The sequence below is a fragment of the Streptomyces sp. NPDC004031 genome (assembly GCF_053604375.1).
In genome coordinates this window covers 18,000-43,064 of the sequence record NZ_JBSGHL010000017.1, presented here as the reverse complement: position 1 = coordinate 43,064, position 25,065 = coordinate 18,000, and the positions used below count along the sequence as shown (strand labels likewise).

The following is a 25,065-nucleotide window of genomic DNA, read 5'->3' as shown; positions in this document are numbered from 1 at the left end:
CACGCCGGCGGGTGCGGGGTCAGGCGAGGGCCACCGTCAGGGTGGAGGTTGAGAGGGTGAGGGGGGACGGGGGGAGCTCCCAGGTATGGGTGGTGGGGGACCAGGATTGCGCCGCCCTGCGTGGGAGCGGGATCGCCGTCACCACGACCTCGCCCGGCGCCGCCGTGACCACGGCGAAACCCGCGAGGGTGGTGACCGGGCCCGCCGGGGTGGTCCGGTGGAGGTAGAGCTGGACGACCTCCCGTCCGGGGCGGGCCCCGGTGTTCCGGATCCGGACGGTCACGGACGCCAGCAGCGCCGGATCCTGCGCGGGCAGCGCGATCAGCTCCTCGTACGCCCAGGACGTGTACCCGAGCCCGTGCCCGAAGGCGTACGCGGGGGCGGGCGCCCCGGCCCGCTGCCAGGCGCGGTATCCCACGTCCGGCCCCTCCTCGTACGCGAGGACGCCGTCGCGCGGCACGACCTGCGTGACGGGCGCGTCCGCGAGCCGCGCCGGCCAGGTCGTCGGCAGCCGTCCCCCGGGCTCCTCCACGCCGAGCAGCACGTCCGCGAGGGCGGCCCCGCCCTCCTGCCCGGGGAACCAGCACAGCAGGACCGCGGCGACGTCGGCGCGCCACGGAAGCTCCACGGGCGCACCGGAGTTGACGACGACCACCGTCCGCGGGTTGGCCGCGGCGACCCGCGCGACCAGTTCGTCCTGCCGCCCCGGCAGCCGCAGGTCGCGCCGGTCGAAGCCCTCGGACTCGACGCGTTCGGTCGTGCCGACGACCACGACCGCGGTGTGCGCGGCCCGCGCCGCCTCCTCCGCCTCGGCGAGCAACGCCTCCCCGTCCTGCTCGGGTTCGGCGTGCAGCAGGCTGAACCCGACCGCCGGCAGCGGGAGTTCGTCCGGCTTGGGCGGCAGGTGCAGCAGGCTCACGTCCACCGGCTCGCCCGCGGTGAGCACGACGGTGCCGCGCTGCGTGGGGGTGCCGAAGAACGCCTCGAAGGGGTCGCCGTGCGGGTCGAACTGCGGGCCCTCGTACAGCACATGACCGCCGACGGTGAGGGCGAAGCCGCCCGTGCCGCGGGTCCCGAAGCGGTGCGGGCCGCTCACCCGCGGGGTGAAGGTACCGCGGATCTCGACGGAGTGCAGCGCGTCGTAGTCGACACCCGGCGGCATCTCGCCGAACCACTGCACCTGCCCGCCGGGCAGCGGCTCGGTGCCGAGTTCGCGCCCGTCCGCCGCACGGGCGACGGCCCGCAGCGCGAACCCGCCCGCCGCGGACGGCAGTTCCTCGGCGGGATCCGCGCCCATGGCGTACGTGAGCGGCGTCCCCTCGGGCAGTACCGCGCCCAACGCGTCGAGCAGCGACACCACATGCCCCGGAAAGACCTGCGCGGACCCGCCCCCGAGGATCCTCGGCTCCCGCGCGGCGGCCCCGAACACCGCGACCCCCCGCCGCAGTTCGTCCCCTTCGAGCGGCAGCACGGGCGCCTCCCCCACCGCCTCGTTGCGCAGCAGCACGCACCCCCGGACGGCGATCTCCCGCGCCAGGGCGTCCCCGTCCACCGGCGCGGGCCGGTCGGCCTCGGGAACGGCGGCGGAGACGCCCGCCAGCAGCCCCGCCCGCGCGGCGAGCCGCAGCACCCGGCGGACGGCGGCGTCCACCAGCTCCTCCGGCACCTCGCCCGCGCGCACCGCGGCGGCCAGCGGCGGCCCGTAGACCGTACGCGGTCCGGGCATCGCGAGGTCGAGCCCGCCCCGGATCGCGGCCACGCTGTCACGGGCGGCCAGCCAGTCCGAGACGACGACACCGTCGAAGCCCCATTCCCCCCGCAGCACACCGTTGTTGAGCGCGGCGTGCTCCGTCATCGTCACGCCGTTCACCGCGTTGTACGCCGCCATGACGCCCCACGGCCGCGCGTCCGCGACGATCGCCTCGAAGGGCGCGAGGTACAGCTCGCGCAACGCGCCCTCCGGGATGCGGTTGTCGACGGTGAAGCGGTCGGTCTCCGCCTCGTTCCCCACGAAGTGCTTGACGGTGACACCGACCCCGCCGTCCTGCACACCCCGCACGTACCCGGTGCCGATCGCCCCCGTCAGCAGCGGGTCCTCGCTGTAGGCCTCGAAGTGCCGCCCGCCCAGCGGGCTGCGGTGCAGATTGACCGTCGGCGCGAGCAGCACGTGCACGCCCTTGCGGTGCGCCTCCTGCGCCAGCAACCGGCCCGCCCGGCGCGCGAGTCCGGGATCCCACGACGCGGCCAGCGCGGTCGGGCTCGGCAGCGCCACGGAGGGGTCGTCCGCACTCCACCGCCGCCCTCGCACCCCCACCGGGCCGTCCGACATCACCAGCGAGCCGAGCCCCACCGCGGGCAGCGCGGGCAGCGACCACATGTCCTGCCCCGCCAGCAACCGCGCCTTGTCGTCCAGGCCGAGGGCACGCAGCGCCGCCTCCACGGCGGCTTCGCGCTCGGCGTCCCCCGCCGTACCGTCCAGGCCGTTCGAGTCCACCGTCATCGCTCCATGCTGGCCCCGCGGGGCCAACTTGCCTGCCGTACGGTAGGTATGGATACCGATCCGTGACCCGAGCGGGGGCAGCACGTGCCGAGGACCAGAAGCGACCGCGGACAGCGCCGGGCGGAGATCATCCAGGCGGCCACCGAGGTCATCGCCGAACGCGGCTACCGCGGCGCCACGCTCGCGGCCGTCGCCGAACGCGTCGGCCTCACCCAACAAGGCCTCATGCACCACTTCCCCACGAAAGAGGCACTCCTCGTCGCCGTCCTCGACGCGCGCGACCAGTGGGACATGGCCTCCTCGGCGCTGCGCGCGCAGGGCGCGTGGCCGCTCGACATCGTGGCCGAACTCGTCGAATACAACGCGACCCGGCCCGGGATCGTCCAGGCCTTCACCGTCCTCGTCGGCGACAGCGTCACCGACGGCCACCCCGCGCAGGACCACTTCCGCGAGCGGTACGCCCGGGTCCGGGCAGGCGGTGCGGAGGCACTGCGTGCGGCGTACGGGGACCGGCTCCCCGGGGGACTCACGCCCGAGCGGGCCGCGACGCTGCTCATCGCCGCGATGGACGGCCTCCAGATCCAGTGGCTCCTCGACCCCGACTCCGTCGACATGCCCGCCGCCTTCCGCGACTTCCTCGCCCTCCTCACCCCGTAGCCCGCCCCGAGTTGCCTCCTGCGGCCCGCCGCGCGCCCCTCCGCCGGCGGAGGCTTGTCGCTCCGGGGTGCCTGTTGCGGTGGGCGTCGCGATCGTCCCACCGTCGTGGCTTGTCGCGCAGTTCCCCGCGCCCCTAAAAACGAGTGCCCTCCCACACAGCCGTACCCCCCGCCCCTGAAAAACGGGTGCCCTCCCACACAGCCGTACCCCCCGCCCCTGAAAACGAGTGCCCTCCCACACAGCCGTGCCCCGCGCCGTGGAAAAACGGGTGCCCGCACCCCACAAACGCTCACCCCCACCGGCAGGCAGCCGCTCAACCGGCTGAAAGGGGGACGGTGCGGGGTGCCCCCGCAGGAATGCGCTGTCGGTGGCTCACCGACCAGGTAAGAGGCCGAACGCGCATTCCGAGGAGGTGCCCCGTGGCGGCCCCCGACCCAGCGGCGGCGGCGCCGCGTAAGGGGCGCGGGGAACTGCGCGCTCAGCCCCCACAAAGGGAAGGTCGCACACCGCACCGCACCACGCAGAACGGAGCGCCCCCTAATCACACCACCAAAGCACCTGCTTGCACGTCGGCGACGCCGACGGCGACGACGGGACCGTGGACGGCCGCGGCGGCGCCGTCGTCGGCGGAGCCGTGGTGCGGGTGGGACGCGGGGTCACGGGCACCGTGGGGCGGGAGGCCGTCGCCGTCGGGGAGGTCGTCGAGGGCGACGCGCTCGGCGGCCGGGAGTGACGCGGCGCGGACACCGTGGGCGCGGACACCGCCGCGGACGGCGACTCCGACGCGTCGGGCGCGCTCGTGCCGGGGGACGGCGACGTCCCGTCGGGTACGTCCGGGGCCGACGGCGCCGGCGCCGCCCCGCCCCCGGACAGCGCCGCCATGGACAGCATCGCGAGCGCGCCGGCGACGGCGACCGCCCCGACGCCGTAGACGGCGGCCCGCTGCTGCCGGTCGCGGCTGCGCCGCCGTTTGCGGGTGCGGGCCCGGTTGCGGGCGGCGGCCCGCCCGCCACCGGGCCGGGCGGAGGAGGGCAGCGCCTCGTCGTCGGCGGGGACGAGCGGGAGTTGTGCCGTCTCCCCGACCTGCGGGAGCTGCAGTTGGTCCGCCGGCGTACCGCACCCCGGGCAGGAGTATGCGCCGTTGAGGTGGCGGCGGCACGCGTAGCAGTAATCCATGGCGCATGGACCTTATGGGACGGGTGTGGCGTGACGAAACCCCCGGGGCCCGCTTGCCCCGACTTTGCCGGGAAGGTCCCACCGGTCCCACCGCTGGCGAATCGTCGCAGGTGAGACAGCTTCCGCGGAGTGTCCCGTTCGCGACAGACCGCCGCTGATGTTCCTTGCCGGGGCCGCGCGGGCGCGGTGAGACTCGGTGCCGGACGGGTCGTCCGGGGCGGGACACGGTGTCGCGCCCGGCGTGTGCGGCCCGGGTGAGGGGCAGGCGATGCGTGCGGTGCAGGTACGGGAGTTCGGGCCGCCGGAGGTGCTGCGGGTGGTGGACGTGGACGATCCGCGGCCGGCGGCCGGTGAGGTCGTGGTGGCGGTGGAGGCGGCGGGGGTGATCTACGGGGACGTCATCGTGCGGTCGGGCGGCTACCCGTTCCCGTTGCCGTACGTGCCGGGTCTGGAGGTGGGCGGTCGGGTCGTGGCGGTGGGGCCGGACGGGGACGCCGGGTTGCTGGGGCGCCGGGTCGTCGCGACGACACCGGGCTCGCAGGGCGGTTACGCCGAGTTGGCGCGGGCGGCGGTGGCCGATGTGCACGTGCTGCCGGAGGAGTTGGAGCTGCACCGGGCGGTGGCCGTCTTCCAGGCGGGTGCGCTCGCGGCGGGGCTGCTGGCGGCGATGCGGGTCGAGAAGGGGGACACGGTGCTGGTCACGGCGGCGGCCGGGCGGGTCGGGTCGCTGCTGGTGCAGCTCGCGAAGGCGGCGGGCGCGACGGTGGTGGGGGCGGCGTCCGGGGCGCGGAAGGTGCGGGCCGCCGGGGAGTTCGGCGCGGACCGGGTCGTGGACTGGGCGGAGGAGGGCTGGGCCGAGCGGGCCGGGGCGACCGACGTGGTGCTGGACGCGGCGGGCGGCGAGCTGGCCGCGCAGGCGATGAGCACCCTGCGCAAGGGCAGCGGGCGCTTCGGCACGTACGGTTTCACGTCGGGTTCGTGGGTGCGGCTCGACGCGTACGAGCTGGGTGTGCGCGGCCTGACGGTGGTCGCGGCGGCGGGCATCGCCTTCGCCCGCCCGGCGGCGGAGCAGTACGCGGCGGCGTCCCGCGCGCTGGCGGAGGCGGCGGCGGGCCGGCTGACGCCCCGGATCCACGCGGTCCGCCCGCTGTCCGAGGCACCCGCGGCCCACGCGGAGCTGGCGTCCCGCGCGACGGTGGGCGCGACGCTGCTGGTCCCCTGAGGGCCCGCCCCCGACGGCCCCCGCCGCACCGCGCGCTCAGCCCGGCGTGCACACGTCGGTGAGCCCCGTCTCCCCGTCCTGGTCGCGGGTTCTCTGCAGGGCTGTCAGCTGGTCCTCCAGGGTTGCCGGGTCGGCCAGGTAGCGCAGGACGGCCAGCGCGAAGGCGTCGCGCTCGGCGGTGGGCATCGCGTCGGAGGCGTCGTAGCAGTGGACGGCCTTCGGGTCGCGCAGGGCCTCGGTGATGCGGGCGGTGAGCGGGTCGGCCGGGGTGTCGGACAGGACGGAGCCGCGGACGGAGAAGCCGGACTGCGTGCTGGCCCAGGCCCGTTGGGCGCGGTCGGAGGCGAGGTAGCTGATGAGCTGGTGGGCCTGCGGGGTGTCGTGCAGGACGGCCGCGAGGTCGCCGGAGACCTCCCAGCGGGCCGGGCCGCCCCGGGCGCCGGGGATGAGCTGGGCGGAATGGGTGAAGGAGGCCGGCGTCCCGGCCCAGCCCACGTCACCGCGCGCGAAGGAGGACTGGTGCTCCAGCTCGCACGTGGGCGCCGGACCGGCGACGCCCTTCGCGGCCTGCCCGAAGGGCGTGGTCAGCGCGTGCCGGGCGGCGGCCTGGCCGCCGGGCCGGACGAGGTCGTACCAGGTCGTCCAGGCGTCCTTGACGTGGGAGTCGGTCCACGGCAGCGTGCCGGCCGCCCACCGCTCGTAGACGTCCTTGCCGCTGCGCTGCAGCAGGATGTCCTCGATCCAGTCCGAGCCGGGCCAGCCGGACGTGGCCCCGTCGGCGAGGCCGAGGCACCAGGAGGCGGGCTTGCGCGCGGCGGCGGTGATGCCGTCCTGCCGCGCCGACGGGTACCACACCATGCTCTTGAGATCGGCCTTGATGGGGACCCAGTAGAAGTGGCCGTCGACCTTCGGCACCCAGGTCGGGGCGAAGCCGGCGGGGCGCACGATGTCGTCGAGGGGGGTGAGCCGGCCGCTCTCGGCGTATCCGGCGAGTTCGCCGGGTCCGGGCAGCACGGCGACGTCGGGCGGGGTGCCCGCTTCCACCTCGGCGGCGAGGACGGCGCTCTCGGCGGAGCTGCCCTCGTAGTCCACGCGGATGCGGTACCGCTTCTGGAAGTCGTCGATGACGTTGTCCTTGAACTGCTGCTCCTGTGTGCCGGTCCAGTTGGCGAGCAGCGTCACCGAGCCTTTCCAGCCGGTGGCCTGCACGGCGACGACGCCGAGCGCGGCGAGCAGCGCGAGGCTCACCGCGACGGCCCCGAGGGTGCGCGGGCGCGGCAGGCGCCAGGCGGTGACGCGGACCCGGTATTCGTTGATGCGCGGTTGCAGCGCCAGCAGGACGAGCGCGGCGAGGACGAGCCCGCCGACCGCGATCCAGTCCGCGGCGGCGGCGCGGAAGCCGGTCCCGGCGAGGCGCGCGGAGGCGTGCGCCCCGGTGCTGGCGATGCCGTCGCCCGTCAGGGTGGGGGCCAGCGCCTGCTGCGCGTCGCGCAGCGCGGCGTGGGTGAGGACGGTGAAGGCGACGAGCGTGGCCAGGCCGCCCGCGAGCAGCAGGCGGGCGGCGATCAGCGGGACGTTCCAGCGCCGCCGGAAGCGCGCGCTGCTGAACCGCGCCGCCTCGCCGAGCAGCACCAGCAGCGCGAGCGCGAGCAGGACGGCCAGGCTCCAGCCCGCCCACAGCAGCGGCCCGAAGCGGCTGTGGTGGCGCGCCTTGTCCTGCTGCCCGGCCTGGAGGTCGCGCAGCCGGCCGAGGATGGTGGCGTCGGCGGCGGCGCCGGTGTCGTCGAGCATGGACTTCGCGTAGGAGATGTACGCCTGGTGCAGCAGGGAGCCGGGCGGCAGGGCGTTGGCGTCCTCGATCCAGCCGGAGTAGGTGGTGATCAGGCCGGTGACGGTCTGGATGGACAGCCGCCCCTGCGCCCCGGTCACGTCGGCGGCCGCGGCCCGCGCGAGGCTCTGGTGGGCGACCGAGACACGGGTGTGGAAGGTGGTGCTGCTGCCTGCGCCGGTACCGGAGGCGCTCTCCCCCGGGTGGGTCGCGGCGTAGTCCTCGGCGGTGTCGATGTCCTGCTGGGCCTGCCGGAGCGCGTCCATCGCGGTGTCGACGGCGAGGATGCCGGGCACGTCGGCGGTACGCAGCGGGCGGGCGTCGGCGTGCACGCCCTGGAAGGCCGCGAACAGCGCGACGGTCGTGAGCAGGACGAGGGCGAGCAGCGCGAGACGGCGCCGGGTCAGCTCGCGCAGCGTCCCGCCGGATCCCGGCCCCGGCCCGGACCCGGATCCGGGCTCGCCGGGGCCGCCCGCGTCGGACGGGGTCGTGCGGCGGCCCCCGCCGCGTATCCCGGTCGGGGTGTCGGGCCCGGTCGGGGTGTCGGTTCCGCTCATGACGAAGCCCCCATCGTGGCACCGCAGTTGCCGCAGTAGCGGGAGCGGGCGGGGTAGCGGTGGTGGCACCGCGGGCAGGGGACCAGTTCGCCGCCCTGCCGGGGCGGCCCGGCGGGCGCGGAGCCGTCCGGGCCGTGGGTGGTGTGGCTGCTCGCGGTCATCAGGTGCTGGAAGTCGACCGGATCGACGTGGGAGCGCAGGGTGACGCGCCCGGTGTCCTCGTCGTGGATCTCGACGAGCCGGGCCAGTTCGGCCAGCAGCCGCCGGGCGCCCGCCCGGTGGGCGAGGGCGACGGCCCGGCCGAGCAGCGCCTCGGCCCGGTCGTGCTGCCCGCGGGCGTGGGCGTCGGTCGCGTCGGCGACCGCGGTGCCCAGCTCCTCCCACACCTGGGCGTGCGCCACCTGCCCGTCGGTGAGGCCGGAGAGGGCCGGGTCGTCCGTCCAGTGCACGACGAGCGGCTGCGACGCGGGCGGCGCGACACGTGATCCGGCGGGGAGGCGTACGGCCACCTCGGCGGCGAGCAGGTCCTGGTCGCGCAGCTCGCCCTCGGGGTCGGCGGTGAGGCAGATGTGGAAGCGGCGCAGCTCCTCGCCCCAGGCCCGCGTGACGTACGTGCCGGGCTCGTCCGGTTCGGGCGTCATGGGCTTCTCGTGCGGGAACGTCTGCTTGACGTACCGCAGTTCGGCGCCGGGCGCCAACGCCCCTACGGTGACGGTCAGTTCGGGGACGGTCTTGGCCAGCAGGGCGCGCATCAGCGTCCGGTACCGCTCGGCGAGGTCGGACTCGACGCGTACGGCGTCGGCGCTGCCGTGCAGGGCGGCGGCCACGTCGAGCAGCAGCCGGGCGTCCCAGTCGGTGCCGATGCCCCAGGCGTGGCACACGAACTGCCCCGCGCAGTCGTCCAGTACGCCCGCCAGCGGCAGGAAGTGGCCGTGCTCGTCGCGCCCGTCGGTGAGCAGCAGGGTGTGCCGGATCGGCGCGGACTGGGCGGCCAGTTCGCGGCGGGCCAGGTCCAGCCAGCGGCCCAGGCACGTACCGCCCGCGGCGACCAGTTCGTGCACGGCGGCGGTCGCCGCGGCCCGGGTGAGGTCGTCGGCGAGTGCCATGGCGCCGCCGGGCGGGTAGGCGGGCGCGGCCTCGTGGGTGCCCGCCACGACCGTGAACGGTGTTCCGTCGGGGAGGAGTTGGAGCGCGGCGACGGCGGCCTTCTTGGCCTCGCGGAACTTCTCCGGGGGCCGGTCCATCGAGCTGGAGCAGTCGACGACGAGGACCTCGGCGAGCGCGGGCCCGGGGACGGCGCCCGCGGCCCCGCCGACCCGGACCGTCACGACGGCATGCAGCTCCTGGACGCCGCCGCCCGCGGGCAGGTACTTCTGCTGGCTGACGGCCAGGTCGACGGTGATCGCCGGGGCTTCCGCATTCTCGGCGCTCTCCGGCCTGTCGGGGTGCGCGGGGTTCGTGGTGTCCACTGTCGCTGTGACTCCTCACCGCTGAGCGGCTGCAACCGCGGGGGCTGCGGGGTTCGTTACGGGCGGGCGCGTGGTCAGACGAGGCTCTCGGGGCGTATGGCGTAGGCGCGGTCGAGCAGTTCGGCGCGCAGGGCGGGCGGGGCCTGGGCCGCGAGGGCGCGCAGCGACCCGTACAGCAGCCCGGCGAGCCCGGCGAGGCTGTCGGTGCCCGCGAACAGTTCGCCGGGCGGCAGGGGGGCGAAGTCGGGGCCGTCCGGGCGGCGGCCGAGCGCGTACCGCCACAGCGCGGGGCGGTCCGGGGGGCGGCGTCCGGCGAGAACGTTCTCGCGGATCTCGGCGACGAGCCGTTCGCGCGCGTCGTCGTGCGGCAGCCGGGCGAGGCGTTCGCCGGCCCGCCGCAGGTCGTCCGCGGTGGGCGCCTTGCCGTCGAGGCGGCCCGCCAGGACGCGCAGGGCGGCGACGCGGGCGGCGTCGTAGGTGCGGGACGTCGTCGGCACCTGGTCGAGGTGGCGGACCGCGCCCGCCCGGTCGCCGTGCCGCAGCCGCAGCCGCGCCAGCCCGAACGCGGCGCTCGCCTGCGAGCGGTCACGTTCCCACACGGCCTCGTAGTAGGCGGTGCTCTCCGCCTCCGCGCGTGCCTCGGCCTCCGCGGCGACCGCCCGTTCGGCGTCGGACGCGGGCGGCGGCACGTCCGGGCCCGGCCGCCCGCGCAGGTGTTCCGCGCAGTAGCCGAGGGCCAGTTTGGGCGCCCACTCCCCCGGTACGGCCGCGTAGACGGCCGCGAACTCCCCCTCGGCCTTGCGGACTTCGCCGCGCGTCAGGTGCAGCAGCCCGCGGTGCCACGGCGGCCGCCAGTCGTAGCCCGCGGCTCCCGGCCCGAGCAGCCGCTCGGCCTCGGCGAGCCAGCGCTCGGCCTGCGCGGTGTCGGCGGGGTCGCGCAGCAGGTACGAGCGGCACAGCCACAGCGCCATCTCGACGGTGCGCAACTGCGGGTCTTCCCGGACCAGTTCGGCGGTGCGCTCGGGTGCGTCCCCGGCGAGGCCGCCGAGCAGCACCGACGCCGGGTCGGCCGGGTCGGCGATCGGTCCGGGCAGCGCGCGGGCGGTCTCCTGCGGGCTGGGCGGACCCGCCGCCAGGTCCGGCGGCGGGCCCCCCGCGGGACGGTCCGTCCAGTGGGTGAGCGCGGGCACGGTCCCGAGGTCCGCGCCGAACAGCAGCGCGGTCGGCTCGAAGCGGGTGGACCGCTCGGGGTAGCGCTCGCCGCGGCCGAGCGCCCGGTGCTCGCGCAGCACCTCCCACAGCTGGCGGGACATCTGCGCCGCCGAGGTGAAGCGGGCGGCGGGCTCGTCGTGCGTGGCGCGGCCGACGAGCCGGTCGAAGGAGCGCGCGGCGAGCCCGGCGGGCGGCGCGGCACGGCGGGCCAGCGCCTCCAGGGTGCGGCCGACCGTGAACAGGTCGGTGTCGACGAGGAAGCCGCGCGTGTCGCGCTCGCGCTTGTGCGGCGCGAACCACGGCGTGTAGACGAGCGCGCTGGTCCGGTCGTCGGCCCGGCGGACCGCGCCCAGGTCGATGACCTTGATCTCGCGGCCGTAGTGGATGACGTTCTCCGGCTTCATGTCGCAGTAGAGCAGCCCCTGGTCGTGCAGGTACTCCAGCGCACCGAGGATCTTGCAGCCGTAGGTGAGGACGTGGTCGAGCGCGAAGGGCTCCCCGAACAGCTCGGTAAGCTCCTCGACGGAGGTGCGCAGCAACTGGTCGAGCGGTTTGCCCGCGACGTACTCCATGACGATGTAGTCCGCGGGCTCGTCGTGGCCGTCGGCGCGGTGCCGCGTGGAGCTGACGATCCGCACGATGTCGCGGTGGTGCAGGCTGGTGAGCGAGCGCATCTCCTCGACGGCCTTGCGGCGGGCCGCCGCGTCCGAGGTGTTGAGCAGCGCCTTGAGCACGACCCGCTGGTCCGGCAGCGCGACGTCCCGGGCGAGGTAGACCCAACCGGTGCCGCCGGGCGCGAGGTAGCCCAGCACCTCGTACTGCCCGGCGACCACGTCCCCCGGACCGAGCTGCGGCCGCAGGTCGTACGGGGTACCGCAGTCGGGGCAGAAGCCGTGATCGGGGGCGGGCCCGTCGTCGTACCCGACCCCGATCGTGCCTGGGCACTCCGGGGTGCCGCACGGCCGCCCTCCCTCGGGCCTGCGGGCGGTACGGCGGACGGCCTCCTCGTCCAGGGGCGGCGGGACGTTCGGGAGCTGCACGAGCCCGTCGCGGTCCAGCCCGCCGGTGCCGGGGGCGGGCCGGGGGCGCTCGGGGGTGTGCGCCGGGGGCTGCGCGGGGATGTGCGTGCGCGTCTGCGCGCGGGCTTGCGCCGGGGCGGCCGGGGGACGAGGGCTCGGGGCGGCGGGCGCGCTCGCGGCGCTGCGGCGGCAGCGGGCGCAGAAGCCGGTGGGCCCGACCGTGCCGGGGCAGTCGGGATACGGGCAGGGGCGGGCGGCTCCGGCGCCGGCCTCGGCGGTCGCGGTCACTGCGGCAGGCCCCCTCGGGGGTGCCCCGCGCTTCCCCCGCCGGGCGGCGGGGTCGTGGGGGGCGGGGTGCGGGGTGGGGCCGGGGTTCGCGGCGGGGCCTGCGCCGGGGTTCGCGGGGGCGGGTCCCCGGGCCCGGCGGGTACGTCAGGGGGTCCGGCGGGTGGTGCCCCGGGCCCCGCGGGCTGCGGGCCGGGCGGTACGGCCGGGGGTCCCGGCGGGCGGGGCGGCGGGATCGGGTGCGGGCCCGGACGCGCGCCCGGGACGTGCGGCGGCTGCGGTGGGCGGGGCGGGGTGCCGGGTGGGGTGCGGGGCTGCTCGGGCGGGCCCGGCGGCTCGCCCGCGGGCCGCCCGCCCGGCGGTGGACCGTCCGCCGGGGGCAACGGACCGCTCTCCCAGGCCGGTTGGGGCTCCTCCGGGGGTGGACCGGGGACAGGGCCGTCGACGAAGGCGACGTACGCGCGGGTCGCCGCCTCCGACGCGGGGACGTCGCAGGGGCGTTCGTGCAGCAGCCGGTGGGCGGTGAGGTAGAGGTCGTCGGCCGCGAGGTCCTCGGTCCGGGCGGCCCCTTCCTCGTACACCCGGCGGTAGTTGACCAGGCGGCCGCGCAACTCGTTGCGCCGGTGCAGCAGTTCGGTCAGCGCGGTCACCGCGGGCGGGATGCGGTGCTCGGCGCGGGCGGCGACGCGTTCGTAGTGGCCCAGGTCCGGCGCCCGGTCCGGCGGGAGGGCGAAGGGGCCGCGTCCGGCGGTGAGTTCGGCGCGGGCGGCGATGACGTGGACGAGGGCGCGGACGGCCCGGTCGGCGAGGTCGGCGGTCTCCTCGGGCCCCTTCACACGTGCCATGAGCCCGTCCAGCTCGGGCGCGGCTGTCCCGCAGATCCGTGCGTAGCGCGCGGCGAGCTGCTGCCTGCGCTGCACGGCGGGGCGTACCAGCAGCTCGTCGCGGGCCCGCGCGAAGTGGTCCCCGGCGGTGCCGAAGGCGAGCAGCACCCGGCTGCCGCCCGCGACCAGCACGGCCAGCAGATCGAGCAGCGAGGCGGGATCGGCGGCGGCGTCCACCCCGACGACGACCAGCGTGATCGTCACGCGGGCCGCCGCGATCCGCTGCGCGGGCGGCAGTTCGCGGTTCTGCCCGAGGCCCATCCGCAGCGCGATGCGTTCGGCGACCGAGGCGGTGTCGCTGCCCGCGACGTACAGCGCGAGGTCCAGGCCGCCCGCCGCGGGCACGGTCCCGGGCGCGTCGAGCGAGGCGCGGCGGGTCGAGAGGCTGGTGCGCAGTTCGCGGTCGGCCAGGGTGATCGCGCGGCGCAGTGTCGCCGCGCGCGCGGCGTCGTCCTCCGGCACGAGGCTGATCTTCACCTGCGGTGCGGCGCCGTCGCCGCGTACGGCCGCGTCACCGCGCAGCCAGCGGGCCAGCCGTTCCGCGAACGGCTGGTCGAGCGGCGCCGGACCGGCCGCGGACTCCTGGGCCCGCAGCTCCTCGTCGACGGCGGCCGGGCCGTCCGTCCAGTCGGCGACGTCCGGCAGGTGCTGGACGACGGTCTCGGCCGGGCTCATGAAGGAGTAGCCGCCGACGGGTTCCGAGGGACCGGCCAGCACCATGCCGACGACCTGCTCGGTGGCGAGGTCCACGACCCCGCCGCCGCTGAAGCCGGGCCGGGCGGCCTCCGCCGGGCTGGGCGGGCGCAGTTGGACCTGCCCGTCGCGCCCGCAGCCGCCGATGATCGTGGCGGGCAGCCACAGGCCGCCGTTGAAGTCGGCGGGGAAGCCGTACATCCGCACCTCGCGGCCCGGCGCGGACAGCCGGTGCAGCGTCGTGGCCTCACCGGGCGGGCGCGGGCGGTCCAGCGCGAGCAGGGCGACGTCGCCGCTCGGGTCGCCGTCCGCGTCCCGCTCCTCCGGCCGGTAGGCGTCCCCGGCGACCCGGGCCGCGACGCGCGGCACGTGCGCGCCCCCGGCGCCGACGAACTCCGCGACGACCTCCTCGTCACGCCCCAGCACATGCGCGGCGGTCAGCACCCGGTCGGGGCTCAGCAGGATGCCGCTGCCCGCGATCTCCCCGTCGGCCCGGCGGATCCGCACGGCCCAGGACGGTGTCGCCACGGCACTGGGCCGGGCAGCGCCGCCCCTGTCGGCGTCTCCCCCGCCTCCTCCGTCTCCCCCGTCGGCGACCATGCCGTGCACCCTACGCCTGACGCCACGTCATGTCGCGCCTAAAGCACGACAATTGACCCCTCGCACCGCAGAACCACCGCTGCGGGAAGCCATCGTGGAAGAGCCGTCCTTCGTCGGCCTGCGCCGACTTCCCTCCACCTGTCTTCTGAGCGCGCGGAGTTGCCCCGCTGAACACGCCGTTCCGTCCCGGCCCCGTCACACCTGCGTCACAGCGCCCGCCCCGCACCCGCGGCTCCGCGACGCTGGCCCGATGCGTATCCGAATCGCCGCCGCGGCCGTCGCAGCAGCCGCGCTCGTCACCCTCACCGCGTGCTCGTCCGACCACAAGGACAGCGACACCGACGGCCGGTCCACCACCTCGGCCACCACCCAGCCCGCGTCCCCCTCCGACTCAGCCTCCACCGCAGACTCCACCGCGGGCGACACGAGCGGCGCGGGCGTCCCAGCGAAGCCGGACCCGGCCACGCAGCAGCTGGTCATCGGCTCCCTCCAGCAGATCGACCCCGCCCTCGCGGCCGACCCGGACCGGACGATCGCCTCCGCCCGCACCCAGTGCCAGGTCCTCGCGGGCCGCGGCGACGGCACTGGCCACCAGGCCGCCCAGCGCTTCAGCACCCCCGACCACCCGCTGACCGACGCCCAGGGCATCGCGATCAACGCGGCCCTCAACGCCCTCCTCTGCGACCCGTCCTTCTGACCGCGCGCCCGGGGCGCGCGAACGGCACCGGGGGTCGAGGCGGCCTCAGCCGAGACCGCGGTGGGCAGCCCACAGGCTCCCGGCACGACTGGCGGCGTCCGCGACCAGCGACGCGAGTTCGGCCGTGTCGGGAACCGGGAACGACACGTACGCGCCCCGCCCCCCGGCGACGGGTCGACCGTAGGCCTTCACCGCGAGGTGACCGTCCGGGAGCAGCCTGACGTTGAGCGTGGTGAGCCTGAACGCCTCACCCCGTCGCGTGTCCGTCCACTGCAGCGCCTGCGGGATCGTGACATTGATCGCCAGCGCACTCACTTCCAGGTCCCCGCCCATACCCGGATGATCCCACGCGAGCCCCCGGAGCCCGCGCCCCGGCGCCATACCGTGCCCGCGTCCCCGGGGCATGTCACACGTCCGTGCGCGGGAAGCGCCGGCTCAGCCCCCGCCGCAGGCGACCCCGCACTGCGGCGGCGCGGAGGACAGGCACCGCGAGCCGGCCACCGCGCGCTGCCCGCCGTCGCGTCAGGAACCTTCCACGATGTCGATCCCGGCCTCGGCGATGTCCACGGAGTTGGGGATCATCGCCTGGACCTTCACCACGTTGCGCAGCAGGAAGTCCATCAGGTCCGGGCCGCTCTTCGTCTTCAGCGACTTCGCGAGGGCGGGGTTGCTCTGCTCGAAGCGCATGATCTCGACCACCACGCGGTCGACCAGTCCGGGCAGGATGTCGCTGTCGGCGAGGATGTTGTTGTGGAGCAGCTCGGGGCGCTCCAGGTGCTTCTCCGGTCCGTAGACCATGCGGCTGCCCGGGTCCATGAGGGCGTACTGGCGGGCGAGTTGGTGCGACTGGCGGCTTTCGATGTCGTCGATGTCCTTGAAGGCGGAGAAGGACTCCATGAACTTGTCGTCGTCCGGCACGCCCCGTTTGAACGTGCGCGTGGTGTCGGTGGCCTCACCGGACTTCGCGGAGTCCGCCACCTGGCCCGGCGTGCCGCGGACCGTGCGCAGCTCCGGGTAGTCGCGCTGCACGAGGTCGCTCAGCATGATCCAGCCCTGGCTGAGCAGGCCGGACTCCGCCAGCCCGAGTTCGATACGGGCCTTGTCGTTGCCCTCGTCCTCCTTGCCCACCGCGAAGCGGGACTTGCGGCCCTTCATGCCCGCGGGCTCGATGTAGAAGAACACGAATCCGTCGTTGGCGAGCATGTGCTTGTCGACGTTCATGGTGTTGTGCTTCTCGCCGACGCCCTCCCGGTCCAGCTCCGTCTTCGACTTGAGCGTGTACTCGCCGGACGCCGCGATCGCGTCGTAGCGGGCCTTCGGGGTGTAGTGGGCGACCACGCTCTGCCTGAGCGCGTTCTTCAGCTTCGTCCGGACGTCCTGCACCCAGGCGTCGTCGCTCCGTCCGCCGATCTCCCGGCGCTGGTCGGCCCGGTTCATCTCCGACAGCTCGCGGACGTAACTGGCGCCGCTCATACCCAGGTTGGTGGTCCCGTCCTGGTACTCCGCGTCCTTCCACAGCGGGCCCCGGTCGGTCATGTCCTGGTACGGGACCCGGGCGGCGGCGGGCATACGACCGTCGCGCGCCACCTGGCCGCCCAGCACCTCCAGTTCGCCCGTGATGACCCGCAGCGCCTCCTCCAGATAGGCCCGCTCGGCCTTCTGCGCCTCGTCCATGAGGTCGTACACCCGCATCTGGATGGTGGCCAGTTGCGCCATGCAGCGCTCGGGGTCGCGCTGGGGCGAGTCGTCGTAGGCCTGGAGCGCGTCCCGGACCGACGCGATGACCGGGCTCTCGGGGGCGGGCTTCCTGACCCAGGAGGCCAGCGAGTCGAACGTGGACTTCTGGGGCCTGAGCTGGTCCTTGAGCTTGTCGTGGCCCTTGCGCTGCACCGCCACGGCGGAACCGTGGACGGCGACGGGCGCCCGCTGCACGGAGGCGGGATGCCCGGAGGCGCCGGGCGGCGCGAGGTCCGGGGCCAGCCCCCGGGCGAGCCTGCGGCCGTTGGCGGCGGCGCTCCGCTCGAAGGCGTCGTCCGGGCTGGACACCCTCGCGCCCGTACCGTTGTCGGTCCCCGCCACCGGGCCCACGGCCTGCTGGTGGACGTGGTCGACCTCGTGGAACAACGTCTCGTCGTCCAGGCGCGGTTCGCCGCTGACGATGTGCGAGCCGGTGGTGTAGGCGAGCGCGCCGAAGTCCGCCGCCGAGCGCTGTGCGACCGGGCCGGTGTGCACCCGGACGTGGCCGAAACTCATGCCGTACGCCTGTTCCGCCCTGCTGCGGATACGCGGCTCCAGGGGGCTGCCCGGCGAGGCCAGCACCTCCCCCACCGGCGTCCGCCGCTGAACGGCCGCCTCCTCCCCGGTGCCTTCCGTCTCCGGGTGCCCGCAGCCGGGCTCGTGCGCCTGCCGCTCCCGCTGCGCGATACGCGCCACCGCCGCGTTCCCCACGAGGCGTTGCAGACCGAGCAGCCGTCCGCCCGCCGTGCCCGGCACGGGCGCGGGGCCGCGCGCGGCCTGCGCGCCCGCCCGCTGGGCTGCCTGGTTCTCGTGTGCGCGCACGACGCTCCCCTTCGCGCGAACGGCTGGGCCCCCAGTCTCCCCCGAACGCCCCGGCACGGACCAGAGCCCCCGGCGGCGCATTCCCGGCGGACGCGGGGCGCCCCCCTTCCCGGTCGGCCGGTATTCCCCGCTCCTTTTACGGCGCTCTGCCGAAACGGCGCTTCCCCGGCAAACAGTGGTGCGAGAGCGGGGAATCGGTCCGGTCATCGGTCAGGATCTGCCTGAATCCACGACTCCAAGGCGGAAAAAGTCGGATCCGAGCCGCGTCACATGTCCGATATATCGAGAGGGTACTCCCACTCGGGAAGCCACAGAATGTCCCGCCGACCGGAGAAGGCAAAGGACGCCCATTCCATCAGAGGCAGGTCCGATTCATACCATTCGTGCCGCTGCCGCACCCACGCCGCCACGCGCCAGCCGGCCGGTCGCTGCACCATGAACAGCACGTCGGCCTCGACGGTGCTTCCCCACACGAACATGCCCCGCACCTCGGGAAGCCACGGATCCGGGATTTCTCGCACAGCGGCGAGCGACTCCCGAAAGAACCCCTGGCATTCGACGAGAGCGCCGGGCGGGACGATGGACAGGAATTCCGACACCCAGACACCACCGTAGGCGTCGAGGAAACTCCTGACGTCGTCGGGAACGGCGACGCAGAACGCCTCCCCGACCTCGGCCCAGACTTCTTCGCCACCACCCCCGGCGCGCACCGGCCCCAAGACGTCGCGCAGCTCTTCCGGAATATCCAGCCACCCCCGCCTTGCCGGAAATTCCCGACGACAGCGCCGCCACCGGCGTCACGTTCCGCCGGAGTCCCGGAGTGGACGCGGCCGATGCCGCCGCTCAGCTCGGTCGTCTCCGCGGACTCTTCGACGGGGGCGGGTCCCGGCGGGTCTCGGCCGTACGCGGTAGCGCGTCGGTGACGCTCACGGCGTTGCCGCCGGCTCACGAAATCTCTCGCACCGAGCCCCACCCCGGGCGCAAACCCGCAGCTCAGCGGGCATGCCCGAGGGGGGCCTCGGTGGGGCGGCTGGGACTCGAACCCAGGACCGGCGGATTATGAGTCCGCTGCTCTAACCGGCTGAGCTACCGCCCCGTACGGCGTGGCGTGCGCCGTCTGCCGCAGCATAGCTGCTCATACGATCTGTCGCCCTCGTGGGTCACAGACGCGGCATCAGGTGGACTCCCCGGGGCAGGCGGATGGTTCCCGCGGGTACGAAAAAGGACCCCAACGGGGTCCCTGGTCGTGCGCTCCCCCGACTGGACTCGAACCAGTAACCTGCCGGTTAACAGCCGGCTGCTCTGCCAATTGAGCTACAGGGGACCGAAGCTCCCCCGACTGGACTCGAACCAGTAACCTGCCGGTTAACAGCCGGCTGCTCTGCCAATTGAGCTACAGGGGATCGCTTCGCGTGCACCGAATGCACCCGCCGGAGGCTTCCCGGAAGGCGCGCGTTCGGTGCGACACATACATTAGCGCAAGTGGGGGGGTGCTCCGCCAACCCTTAGCTGCCGGGTTGCGGCTCGGGCGCGGAGGGTAGGCGCCCAGCCACGACGAGCAGGACCAGCAATGACGAGCGACGCGGCCGCCAGGGGTACGGCCGCAGCGAGGATGGTGGAGCCATGCGCTACAAGCTGACGTTCATCGCGGGGGCCGCGGTCGGGTTCGTGATCGGTGCCAGGGCGGGCCGGGAACGGTACGAGCAGCTGGTCAGGGCCGGTCAGGCCTTCGTCCAGAACCCGGCGGTGCGCAACGCCGCGGAGAGCGCCGCGCAGCAGAGCCGTACGGCGGCGGTGCGGGCGGCGGACACGGTCGTCGTCAAGGTCGGGCCGCGGCTGCCCGAGCCGCTCGCCGAGAAGGTGCGGGCGATGCGTAACGGCAGCGCGTCCCAGGACGACTGGGGCACCTCGAACACCTGAGCCCGCCGGGGCGCACCGGACGGCGGGCCGCGCGGCGCGCGGGCCGCCCGGTGCGGCATCATCGGCCCATGGGCAAAGTGGCCGGTATAGACAACTCCTCCGCGGGCACCACCGTCGTCGTCTGCGACACGGACACCGGTGAGATCCTGCGGCAGGGTTACGCACCCCACGAGGTGCCGGACGGCGGCAAGCCGTCCGAGCTGGACCCGCAGGCCTGGCTGCTGTCGCTGGGCGAGGCGGCCAAGGGCGGGGTGCTGGAGGGTGTGCAGGCGATCGGGGTGTGCGGCCAGCAGCACGGGCTGGTCGCGCTGGACGCGGGCGGTGTGACCGTACGGCCCGCGATGCTGCGCGGCGACAACCGCGCGCAGACGCAGGCCGCGGATCTGCTCCAGGAGCTGGGCGGGCCCGCGGGCTGGGCGGACGCGGTGGGCGCGCAGCCGCAGGCCGCGTACCCGGTGGCGAAGCTGCGCTGGCTGGCCCAGCACGAGCCGGCCGCGGCGGCGCGCGTCGCCGAGGTGATGCTGCCGCACGACTGGCTGGTGTGGCAGTTGCTCGGGCAGCCCGCCCGCCGCACCACCGACCGCGGTGACGCGTCGGGCACCGGCTACTGGTCGGCGGCCACCGGCGAGTACCGCCCCGACCTCGTCGAGCGCGCTCTCGGCCGCTCCGTGGCGCTGCCCGAGGTGCTGGGGCCCGCCGAGCCGGCCGGGCAGACGCCCGAGGGCCTGCTGATCTCGGCCGGTACGGGCGACACCATGGCCGCCGCCCTGGGGCTGGGTGTCGGGCCCGGCGACGCGGTGGTGTCGCTGGGCGCGGGCGGCAGCGTCTTCGCCGTCCACCACGAGGCGCTGAAGGACCCGACCGGCACCGTCACCGCCTTCGCCGACGCGACCGGCCGCCACCTGCCCGTCCTCCAGGTCCGCAACGCCGTACGGACGCTGCGCGGCGCCGCCGAACTGCTCGGCACGGACCTCGCCGGGCTCTCGGAGCTGGCGCTGGCCTCGACGCCCGGCGCGTACGGGCTCGTCCTGCTCCCCTATCTGGAGGGCGAGCGCACCCCGGACCTGCCGCACACCGCGGGCACGCTGGCCGGGCTGCGGCGCGAGTCGATGAAGCCGGAGCACCTGGCCCGCGCGGCCTTCGAGGGCATGCTGTGCGGGCTCGCGGACGCGCTGGACGTGCTGCGCGGCAAGGGCGTGGAGATCCGCCGGGTGGTGCTGCTGGGCGCGGCGGCGGAGCTGCCGGCCGTCCGGGCGCTGGCGCCGTCGATCTTCGGGACGTTCGTGGCGGTGCCGCCGGCGGCGGAGTACGCGGCGATCGGCGCGGCCCGGCAGGCGGCCTGGTCGCTGGGCGCGGTGCTGGGCTCGCAGGCGCAGAGCGAGCCGCCCGCGTGGCCGCAGCCCGCGGGCACCAAGGTGCTCGACCCGGAGGACGCGGTGGAGCCGGACGGCCCGGGGCAGGACGGTACGGGGCCGGGCGGGCCCGGACACGGCGGCGGCGGACCGGCGGTCGGCTCGGCGGTGCGGCAGCAGTTCATCGCGGTGCGCGAGCAGACCCATCCGGGGGCTTTCGCCGCGCTGTGACCGGCGGCCCGGGGCGCCGGTCGGCGTCGGGGCCTGTGTCGGGGCCGCAGGGACCGTCGGTGGGGTACGGCGGGGTTCGGCGGGAGCGGGGGCCGGGGCGTGCGACGTGTGCGACCCACGTGACCCCGGCGACCCGGGCGACGCGGGAGCTTTTGCCTCTCTTTAACCGGATGCGGCGGCGCGATGTCCGACGATAGGGTTGCGCGCCGCCGCGGGGCGGCCGCTCAACCCTGCACGGACGGTACGGCGTCCTGAAGGGAAAAGGCACGGTGCCGTCGTCCTTCGCCGGTGCCGGGCCTGTCGTGATGTCGTGATGTCTTGATGTCGTGAGAGAGCCGAGCGCCGCCCCTTCCCGTACCGACCGACCCCGAGGTAGTCAGTGTGCTGATCCGACTCCTGCGGTCCCACCTGGGACCGTACAAGCGCCCCATCGGCGCGCTGGTGGCCCTGCAGTTCGTCTCGACCCTTGCCGCCCTCTTCCTGCCCACCCTCAACGCCGACATCATCGACAACGGCGTGGTCAAGGGTGACTCCGGCTACATCGTCGGCATGGGCGCGACCATGCTCGGCGTGACCGTCGTGCAGGTGCTGTGCGCGATCTGCGCGGTGTACTACGGCGCGCGGACGTCGATGGCGATCGGGCGGGACATCCGCGCGGCGGTCTTCGACCAGGTGCAGAGCTTCTCCGCACGCGAGGTCGGGCAGTTCGGCGCCCCCTCGCTGATCACCCGCACCACCAACGACGTCCAGCAGGTCCAGATGCTGGTGCTGATGTCGTTCACGATGATGGTGTCCGCGCCGATCATGTGCGTGGGCGGCATCGTGATGGCGCTCGGCCAGGACGTGCCGCTGTCGTCGCTGCTGCTGGCCGTGGTGCCGGTGCTGGGCATCGCCGTGAGCCTGATCATCCGCAGGCTGCGCCCGATCTTCCGGACGATGCAGAAGCGCGTCGACACGGTGAACCGGGTACTGCGCGAGCAGATCACCGGCATCCGGGTGATCCGCGCCTTCGTCAAGGACGACTACGAGCAGCGCCGCTTCGGCACCGCGAACGAGGAGGTCACGGCGGTCTCGCTGGCCTCCGGGCGGCTGCTCGCGCTGATGTTCCCGACGGTGATGGCGATCGTGAACCTGTCGAGCGTGGCCGTGCTGTGGTTCGGTGCGCACCGCATCGACAGCGGCGGCATGCAGATCGGCGCGCTCACGGCCTTCCTGAGCTATCTGATGCAGATCCTGATGTCGGTCATGATGGCCACCTTCATGTTCATGATGGTGCCGCGCGCCGAGGTGTGCGCCGAGCGCATCCAGGAGGTGCTGGGCACGCAGTCCAGCGTCGTCCCGCCGAAGGCGCCGATCACGACGCTGGAGCGGCACGGCGAGCTGGAGCTCTTCGACGTCGACTTCGCCTACCCCGGCGCCGAGGTCGCGGTGCTGCGCGGCATCGACCTCATCGCCCGCCCCGGCGAGACGACCGCGGTGATCGGCTCCACGGGCAGCGGCAAGTCGACCCTGCTCGGCCTGATCCCGCGGCTGTACGACGCGACGGGCGGCCGGGTGCTCATCGACGGCGAGGACGTCGCGGAACTCGACCCCGCGCTGCTCGCCGAGACGGTCGGCCTGGTGCCGCAGAAGCCGTACCTCTTCTCCGGCACCGTCGCCTCCAACCTGCGCTACGGCAAGCCCGACGCGACGGACGAGGAGCTGTGGCACGCGCTGGAGGTGGCGCAGGCCAAGGACTTCGTCGAGCGCCTGGACGGCGGCCTCGACGCGGAGATCGCGCAGGGCGGCAGCAATGTCTCCGGCGGGCAGCGGCAGCGGCTCGCGATCGCGCGGGCGCTGGTGCGGCGCCCGGAGATCTACCTCTTCGACGACTCCTTCTCGGCGCTGGACTACGCGACGGACGCGGCGCTGCGGCGGGCGCTCGGCGCGGAGACGGCGGACGCGACGGTCGTGATCGTGGCCCAGCGGGTGTCCACGATCCGTGACGCCGACCGGATCGTCGTCCTCGACGAGGGGCGGGTCGTCGGCACCGGCACCCACAACGAGCTGATGGCCACGAACGAGACCTACCGGGAGATCGTGTTGTCCCAGCTGACCGAGCAGGAGGCGGCGGCATGAGCGACGCCCCCCACGGCGGTCCCGCCGACAAGACCCCCGGCGGTCCCGGCGGCACAGCCCCCGGCGGTCCCGGCGACAAGGCTCCCGGCGGCGGGCCGGACAAGCCCGGCGGCAAGGGCGTCATGTCCACCGCCCAGCGCGGCCCGCGCCCCATGGGCGGCCCCGCCCGCTTCATGAGCGGCGGACCCATCGAGCGCTCCATGGACTTCAAGGGCTCCTCCAAGCGCCTGATCGGCCTCATGCGGCCCGACCGCGCCCTGCTCTACGTCGTCCTCGCGGTCGGCCTGGTCAGCGTCGCCCTCGCCGTGACCGGGCCCCGTATCCTCGGCCACGCCACCGACCTGATCTTCGCGGGCGTCATCGGCCGCCAGCTCAAGGGCGGCTCGAAGGAGCAGGCGCTCGACTACCTGCGTGCCCACGGCAAGGGCGGCGTGGCGGACATGCTGTCCGGTATCGACTTCACCCCCGGCCAGGGCATGGACTTCGGCGCGATCGGCGCGGTCCTGCTGCTCGCCCTCGGGGTGTACCTGGCGGCCTCGGTGTTCAGCGTCGTCCAGATGCGGACGGCGACGACGGTCATCAACCGCACGGTCTTCCGGCTGCGCCGCGACGTCGAGGCGAAGATCTCCCGGCTGCCGCTGTCGTACTTCGACAAGCAGCCGCGCGGCGAGGTCCTCAGCCGGGCCACGAACGACATCGACAACATCGGCCAGACCATGCAGCAGACCATGGGCCAGCTGATCAACTCGCTGCTGACCATCGTCGGCGTGCTGGCGATGATGTTCTGGATCTCCTGGCTGCTGGCCCTGGTCGCGCTCGCCACGGTGCCGCTGACGCTGCTGATCGCGACGCGGGTCGGCAAGCGCGCGCAGCCGCAGTTCGTCCAGCAGTGGAAGACGACCGGCACGCTGAACGCGCACATCGAGGAGATGTACACCGGCCACAGCCTGGTGAAGGTCTTCGGCCGCCAGCAGGAGTCCGCCGAAACCTTCCGGCAGGAGAACGAGGCGCTCTACGAGGCCGGTTTCAAGGCGCAGTTCCTGTCCGGCACGATCCAGCCGCTGATGATGTTCATCGGCAACCTCCAGTACGTGCTGATCGCCGTCGTCGGCGGGCTGCGGGTCGCGTCCGGCGCGCTGTCGATCGGCGACGTGCAGGCGTTCATCCAGTACTCGCGGCAGTTCAGCCAGCCGCTGACGCAGGTCGCGAGCATGGCCAACCTGATCCAGTCCGGGGTCGCCTCCGCCGAGCGGGTCTTCGAGCTGCTGGACGCCGAGGAGCAGTCCCCGGAACCGGCCGTCCCGGCCCGCCCGGCCGCGCTGACCGGCCGTGTCGCGCTGGAGAAGGTCGCCTTCCGCTACGACCCGGACAAGCCGCTCATCGACGGCCTGTCGCTCAGCGTCCGCCCCGGCCAGACCGTCGCGATCGTCGGACCCACGGGCGCGGGCAAGACCACCCTGGTCAACCTGCTGATGCGGTTCTACGAGGTGACCGGCGGCCGGATCACCCTGGACGACGTGGACATCGCCGCGATGTCCCGCGAGGACCTGCGCTCGTCCATCGGCATGGTGCTCCAGGACACCTGGCTCTTCGGCGGCACCATCGCCGAGAACATCGGCTACGGCCACGAGGACGCCACCCGCGAGGACATCGAGGCGGCCGCGCGCGCCGCGCACGCCGACCGCTTCATCCGCACCCTCCCGGACGGCTACGACACCGTCCTCGACGACGAGGGCACGGGCGTCAGCGCGGGCGAGAAGCAGCTCATCACGATCGCGCGGGCCTTCCTGTCCGACCCGGTGATCCTGGTCCTCGACGAGGCCACCAGCTCCGTCGACACCCGCACCGAGGTGCTCATCCAGCGCGCGATGGCCCGGCTCAGCCACGGCCGTACCAGCTTCGTGATCGCCCACCGGCTGTCCACGATCCGCGACGCCGACGTCATCCTGGTGATGGAGTCCGGCGCGATCGTGGAGCAGGGCACGCACGACGAGCTGCTCGCCGCGCAGGGCGCGTACGCCCGGCTGTACGCGGCGCAGTTCGCCCAGGCGGTCGCCGAGGTCGACTGACCGGCCGCCGGGTGCCC

At 74.5% G+C, this 25,065-nt stretch carries 17 protein-coding genes, 3 tRNA genes and 1 pseudogene; 9 read left to right on the top strand and 12 right to left on the bottom strand.

Translation table 11 applies throughout. The features are described from left to right. Window positions 1-19 precede the first annotated feature (19 nt). Window positions 20-2,500 carry a glycoside hydrolase family 3 protein gene (locus ACWERV_RS13555; RefSeq protein ID WP_452932466.1) on the bottom strand — a complete coding sequence of 827 codons (2,481 nt, stop codon included), beginning with the start codon at window positions 2,498-2,500 and terminating at the stop codon, window positions 20-22. 84 nt (window positions 2,501-2,584) lie between these two features. Between ACWERV_RS13555 and ACWERV_RS13550 the strand changes: the two genes are divergently transcribed. The 3 genes from ACWERV_RS13550 (at window position 2,585) to ACWERV_RS13540 (ending at window position 4,088) form a co-directional block, all read left to right on the top strand. Beyond that, a complete protein-coding gene (locus tag ACWERV_RS13550) occupies window positions 2,585-3,157 on the top strand; it encodes a TetR family transcriptional regulator (protein ID WP_452932463.1) in 573 nt (190 codons plus the stop codon). A gap of 562 nt (window positions 3,158-3,719) precedes the next feature. Next, entirely contained in the window at window positions 3,720-3,890 is a 171-nt protein-coding gene (locus tag ACWERV_RS13545; protein WP_452932634.1) for a hypothetical protein, read from the top strand. Between the two features lie 15 nt (window positions 3,891-3,905). Further along, complete coding sequence (locus ACWERV_RS13540) at window positions 3,906-4,088, top strand: hypothetical protein (RefSeq protein ID WP_398191912.1); 183 nt, start codon at window positions 3,906-3,908, stop codon at window positions 4,086-4,088. On the opposite strand, the pseudogene ACWERV_RS13535 reads toward ACWERV_RS13540, so the two are convergent. Continuing rightward, window positions 4,052-4,333 (bottom strand): annotated as a pseudogene (locus ACWERV_RS13535) (SCO2400 family protein); the annotation flags it as partial. The gene ACWERV_RS13540 and the pseudogene ACWERV_RS13535 sit on opposite strands and share 37 nt — an antisense overlap. Window positions 4,334-4,601: 268 nt before the next feature. On the opposite strand from ACWERV_RS13535, the gene ACWERV_RS13530 reads away from it, so the two are divergent. Beyond that, complete coding sequence (locus ACWERV_RS13530) at window positions 4,602-5,555, top strand: zinc-binding dehydrogenase (RefSeq protein WP_398191915.1); 954 nt, start codon at window positions 4,602-4,604, stop codon at window positions 5,553-5,555. Between the two features lie 36 nt (window positions 5,556-5,591). On the opposite strand, the gene ACWERV_RS13525 is transcribed toward ACWERV_RS13530, so the two are convergent. The 4 genes from ACWERV_RS13525 to ACWERV_RS13510 all read right to left on the bottom strand — a co-directional run bounded on the left by ACWERV_RS13525 (window position 5,592) and on the right by ACWERV_RS13510 (window position 14,009). After that, window positions 5,592-7,940, bottom strand: a complete 2,349-nt coding sequence (locus ACWERV_RS13525; RefSeq protein ID WP_452932460.1) for an ABC transporter substrate-binding protein — start codon at window positions 7,938-7,940, stop codon at window positions 5,592-5,594. After that, window positions 7,937-9,409 carry a VWA domain-containing protein gene (locus ACWERV_RS13520; RefSeq protein ID WP_452932457.1) on the bottom strand — a complete coding sequence of 491 codons (1,473 nt, stop codon included), beginning with the start codon at window positions 9,407-9,409 and terminating at the stop codon, window positions 7,937-7,939. Before ACWERV_RS13520 ends, ACWERV_RS13525 begins: the two co-directional genes overlap by 4 nt. A 74-nt stretch (window positions 9,410-9,483) precedes the next feature. Then, the gene (locus tag ACWERV_RS13515; RefSeq protein WP_452932454.1) at window positions 9,484-11,928 is read right to left on the bottom strand and encodes a tetratricopeptide repeat protein; all 2,445 of its coding nucleotides are present in this window, start codon (window positions 11,926-11,928) and stop codon (window positions 9,484-9,486) included. After that, on the bottom strand, window positions 11,925-14,009 hold the full coding sequence (locus tag ACWERV_RS13510; RefSeq protein WP_452932451.1) for a S1 family peptidase: 2,085 nt from the start codon (window positions 14,007-14,009) through the stop codon (window positions 11,925-11,927). Before ACWERV_RS13510 ends, ACWERV_RS13515 begins: the two co-directional genes overlap by 4 nt. A 343-nt stretch (window positions 14,010-14,352) precedes the next feature. Between ACWERV_RS13510 and ACWERV_RS13505 the strand changes: the two genes are divergently transcribed. Next, complete coding sequence (locus ACWERV_RS13505; RefSeq protein WP_452932448.1) at window positions 14,353-14,799, top strand: hypothetical protein; 447 nt, start codon at window positions 14,353-14,355, stop codon at window positions 14,797-14,799. A 45-nt stretch (window positions 14,800-14,844) separates the two neighbouring features. Here the strand turns inward: ACWERV_RS13505 and ACWERV_RS13500 are convergent, their stop codons facing one another. From ACWERV_RS13500 to ACWERV_RS13475, 6 genes are all read right to left on the bottom strand, one after another. Further along, window positions 14,845-15,132, bottom strand: a complete 288-nt coding sequence (locus tag ACWERV_RS13500) for a hypothetical protein (protein WP_452932445.1) — start codon at window positions 15,130-15,132, stop codon at window positions 14,845-14,847. 189 nt (window positions 15,133-15,321) lie between these two features. Then, window positions 15,322-17,358, bottom strand: coding sequence for an eCIS core domain-containing protein (locus ACWERV_RS13495; RefSeq protein ID WP_452932442.1), 2,037 nt, complete (start codon window positions 17,356-17,358; stop codon window positions 15,322-15,324). 266 nt (window positions 17,359-17,624) lie between these two features. Beyond that, window positions 17,625-18,077 (bottom strand): hypothetical protein, encoded by a 453-nt coding sequence (locus ACWERV_RS13490; RefSeq protein WP_452932439.1) that lies wholly within the window; start codon window positions 18,075-18,077, stop codon window positions 17,625-17,627. 303 nt (window positions 18,078-18,380) lie between these two features. Then, window positions 18,381-18,454, bottom strand: a tRNA-Ile gene (locus tag ACWERV_RS13485). Window positions 18,455-18,609: 155 nt separating this feature from the next. Then, window positions 18,610-18,682, bottom strand: a tRNA-Asn gene (locus ACWERV_RS13480). A 6-nt stretch (window positions 18,683-18,688) separates the two neighbouring features. Beyond that, window positions 18,689-18,761: transfer RNA gene (locus ACWERV_RS13475), tRNA-Asn, on the bottom strand. Window positions 18,762-18,981: 220 nt separating this feature from the next. On the opposite strand from ACWERV_RS13475, the gene ACWERV_RS13470 reads away from it, so the two are divergent. From ACWERV_RS13470 to ACWERV_RS13455, 4 genes are all read left to right on the top strand, one after another. Continuing rightward, window positions 18,982-19,278, top strand: coding sequence for a YtxH domain-containing protein (locus ACWERV_RS13470; RefSeq protein ID WP_398182090.1), 297 nt, complete (start codon window positions 18,982-18,984; stop codon window positions 19,276-19,278). Window positions 19,279-19,346: 68 nt separating this feature from the next. Beyond that, on the top strand, window positions 19,347-20,861 hold the full coding sequence (locus tag ACWERV_RS13465) for an FGGY family carbohydrate kinase (protein ID WP_452932437.1): 1,515 nt from the start codon (window positions 19,347-19,349) through the stop codon (window positions 20,859-20,861). Window positions 20,862-21,242: 381 nt separating this feature from the next. Continuing rightward, the gene (locus ACWERV_RS13460; RefSeq protein ID WP_452932434.1) at window positions 21,243-22,979 is read left to right on the top strand and encodes an ABC transporter ATP-binding protein; all 1,737 of its coding nucleotides are present in this window, start codon (window positions 21,243-21,245) and stop codon (window positions 22,977-22,979) included. A gap of 152 nt (window positions 22,980-23,131) precedes the next feature. Further along, on the top strand, window positions 23,132-25,048 hold the full coding sequence (locus ACWERV_RS13455; RefSeq protein WP_398182171.1) for an ABC transporter ATP-binding protein: 1,917 nt from the start codon (window positions 23,132-23,134) through the stop codon (window positions 25,046-25,048). Window positions 25,049-25,065 lie beyond the last annotated feature (17 nt).

Bases quoted from the DNA above. Each gene is read 5' to 3' on its own strand.
- ACWERV_RS13555 (WP_452932466.1), bottom strand. From the start codon at position 2,500: ATGACGGTGGACTCGAACGGCCTGGACGGTACGGCGGGGGACGCCGAG.
- ACWERV_RS13530 (WP_398191915.1), top strand. From the start codon at position 4,602: ATGCGTGCGGTGCAGGTACGGGAGTTCGGGCCGCCGGAGGTGCTGCGG.
- ACWERV_RS13525 (WP_452932460.1), bottom strand. From the start codon at position 7,940: ATGAGCGGAACCGACACCCCGACCGGGCCCGACACCCCGACCGGGATA.
- ACWERV_RS13505 (WP_452932448.1), top strand. From the start codon at position 14,353: ATGCGTATCCGAATCGCCGCCGCGGCCGTCGCAGCAGCCGCGCTCGTC.
- ACWERV_RS13500 (WP_452932445.1), bottom strand. From the start codon at position 15,132: ATGGGCGGGGACCTGGAAGTGAGTGCGCTGGCGATCAATGTCACGATC.
- ACWERV_RS13470 (WP_398182090.1), top strand. From the start codon at position 18,982: ATGCGCTACAAGCTGACGTTCATCGCGGGGGCCGCGGTCGGGTTCGTG.
- ACWERV_RS13465 (WP_452932437.1), top strand. From the start codon at position 19,347: ATGGGCAAAGTGGCCGGTATAGACAACTCCTCCGCGGGCACCACCGTC.
- ACWERV_RS13455 (WP_398182171.1), top strand. From the start codon at position 23,132: ATGGGCGGCCCCGCCCGCTTCATGAGCGGCGGACCCATCGAGCGCTCC.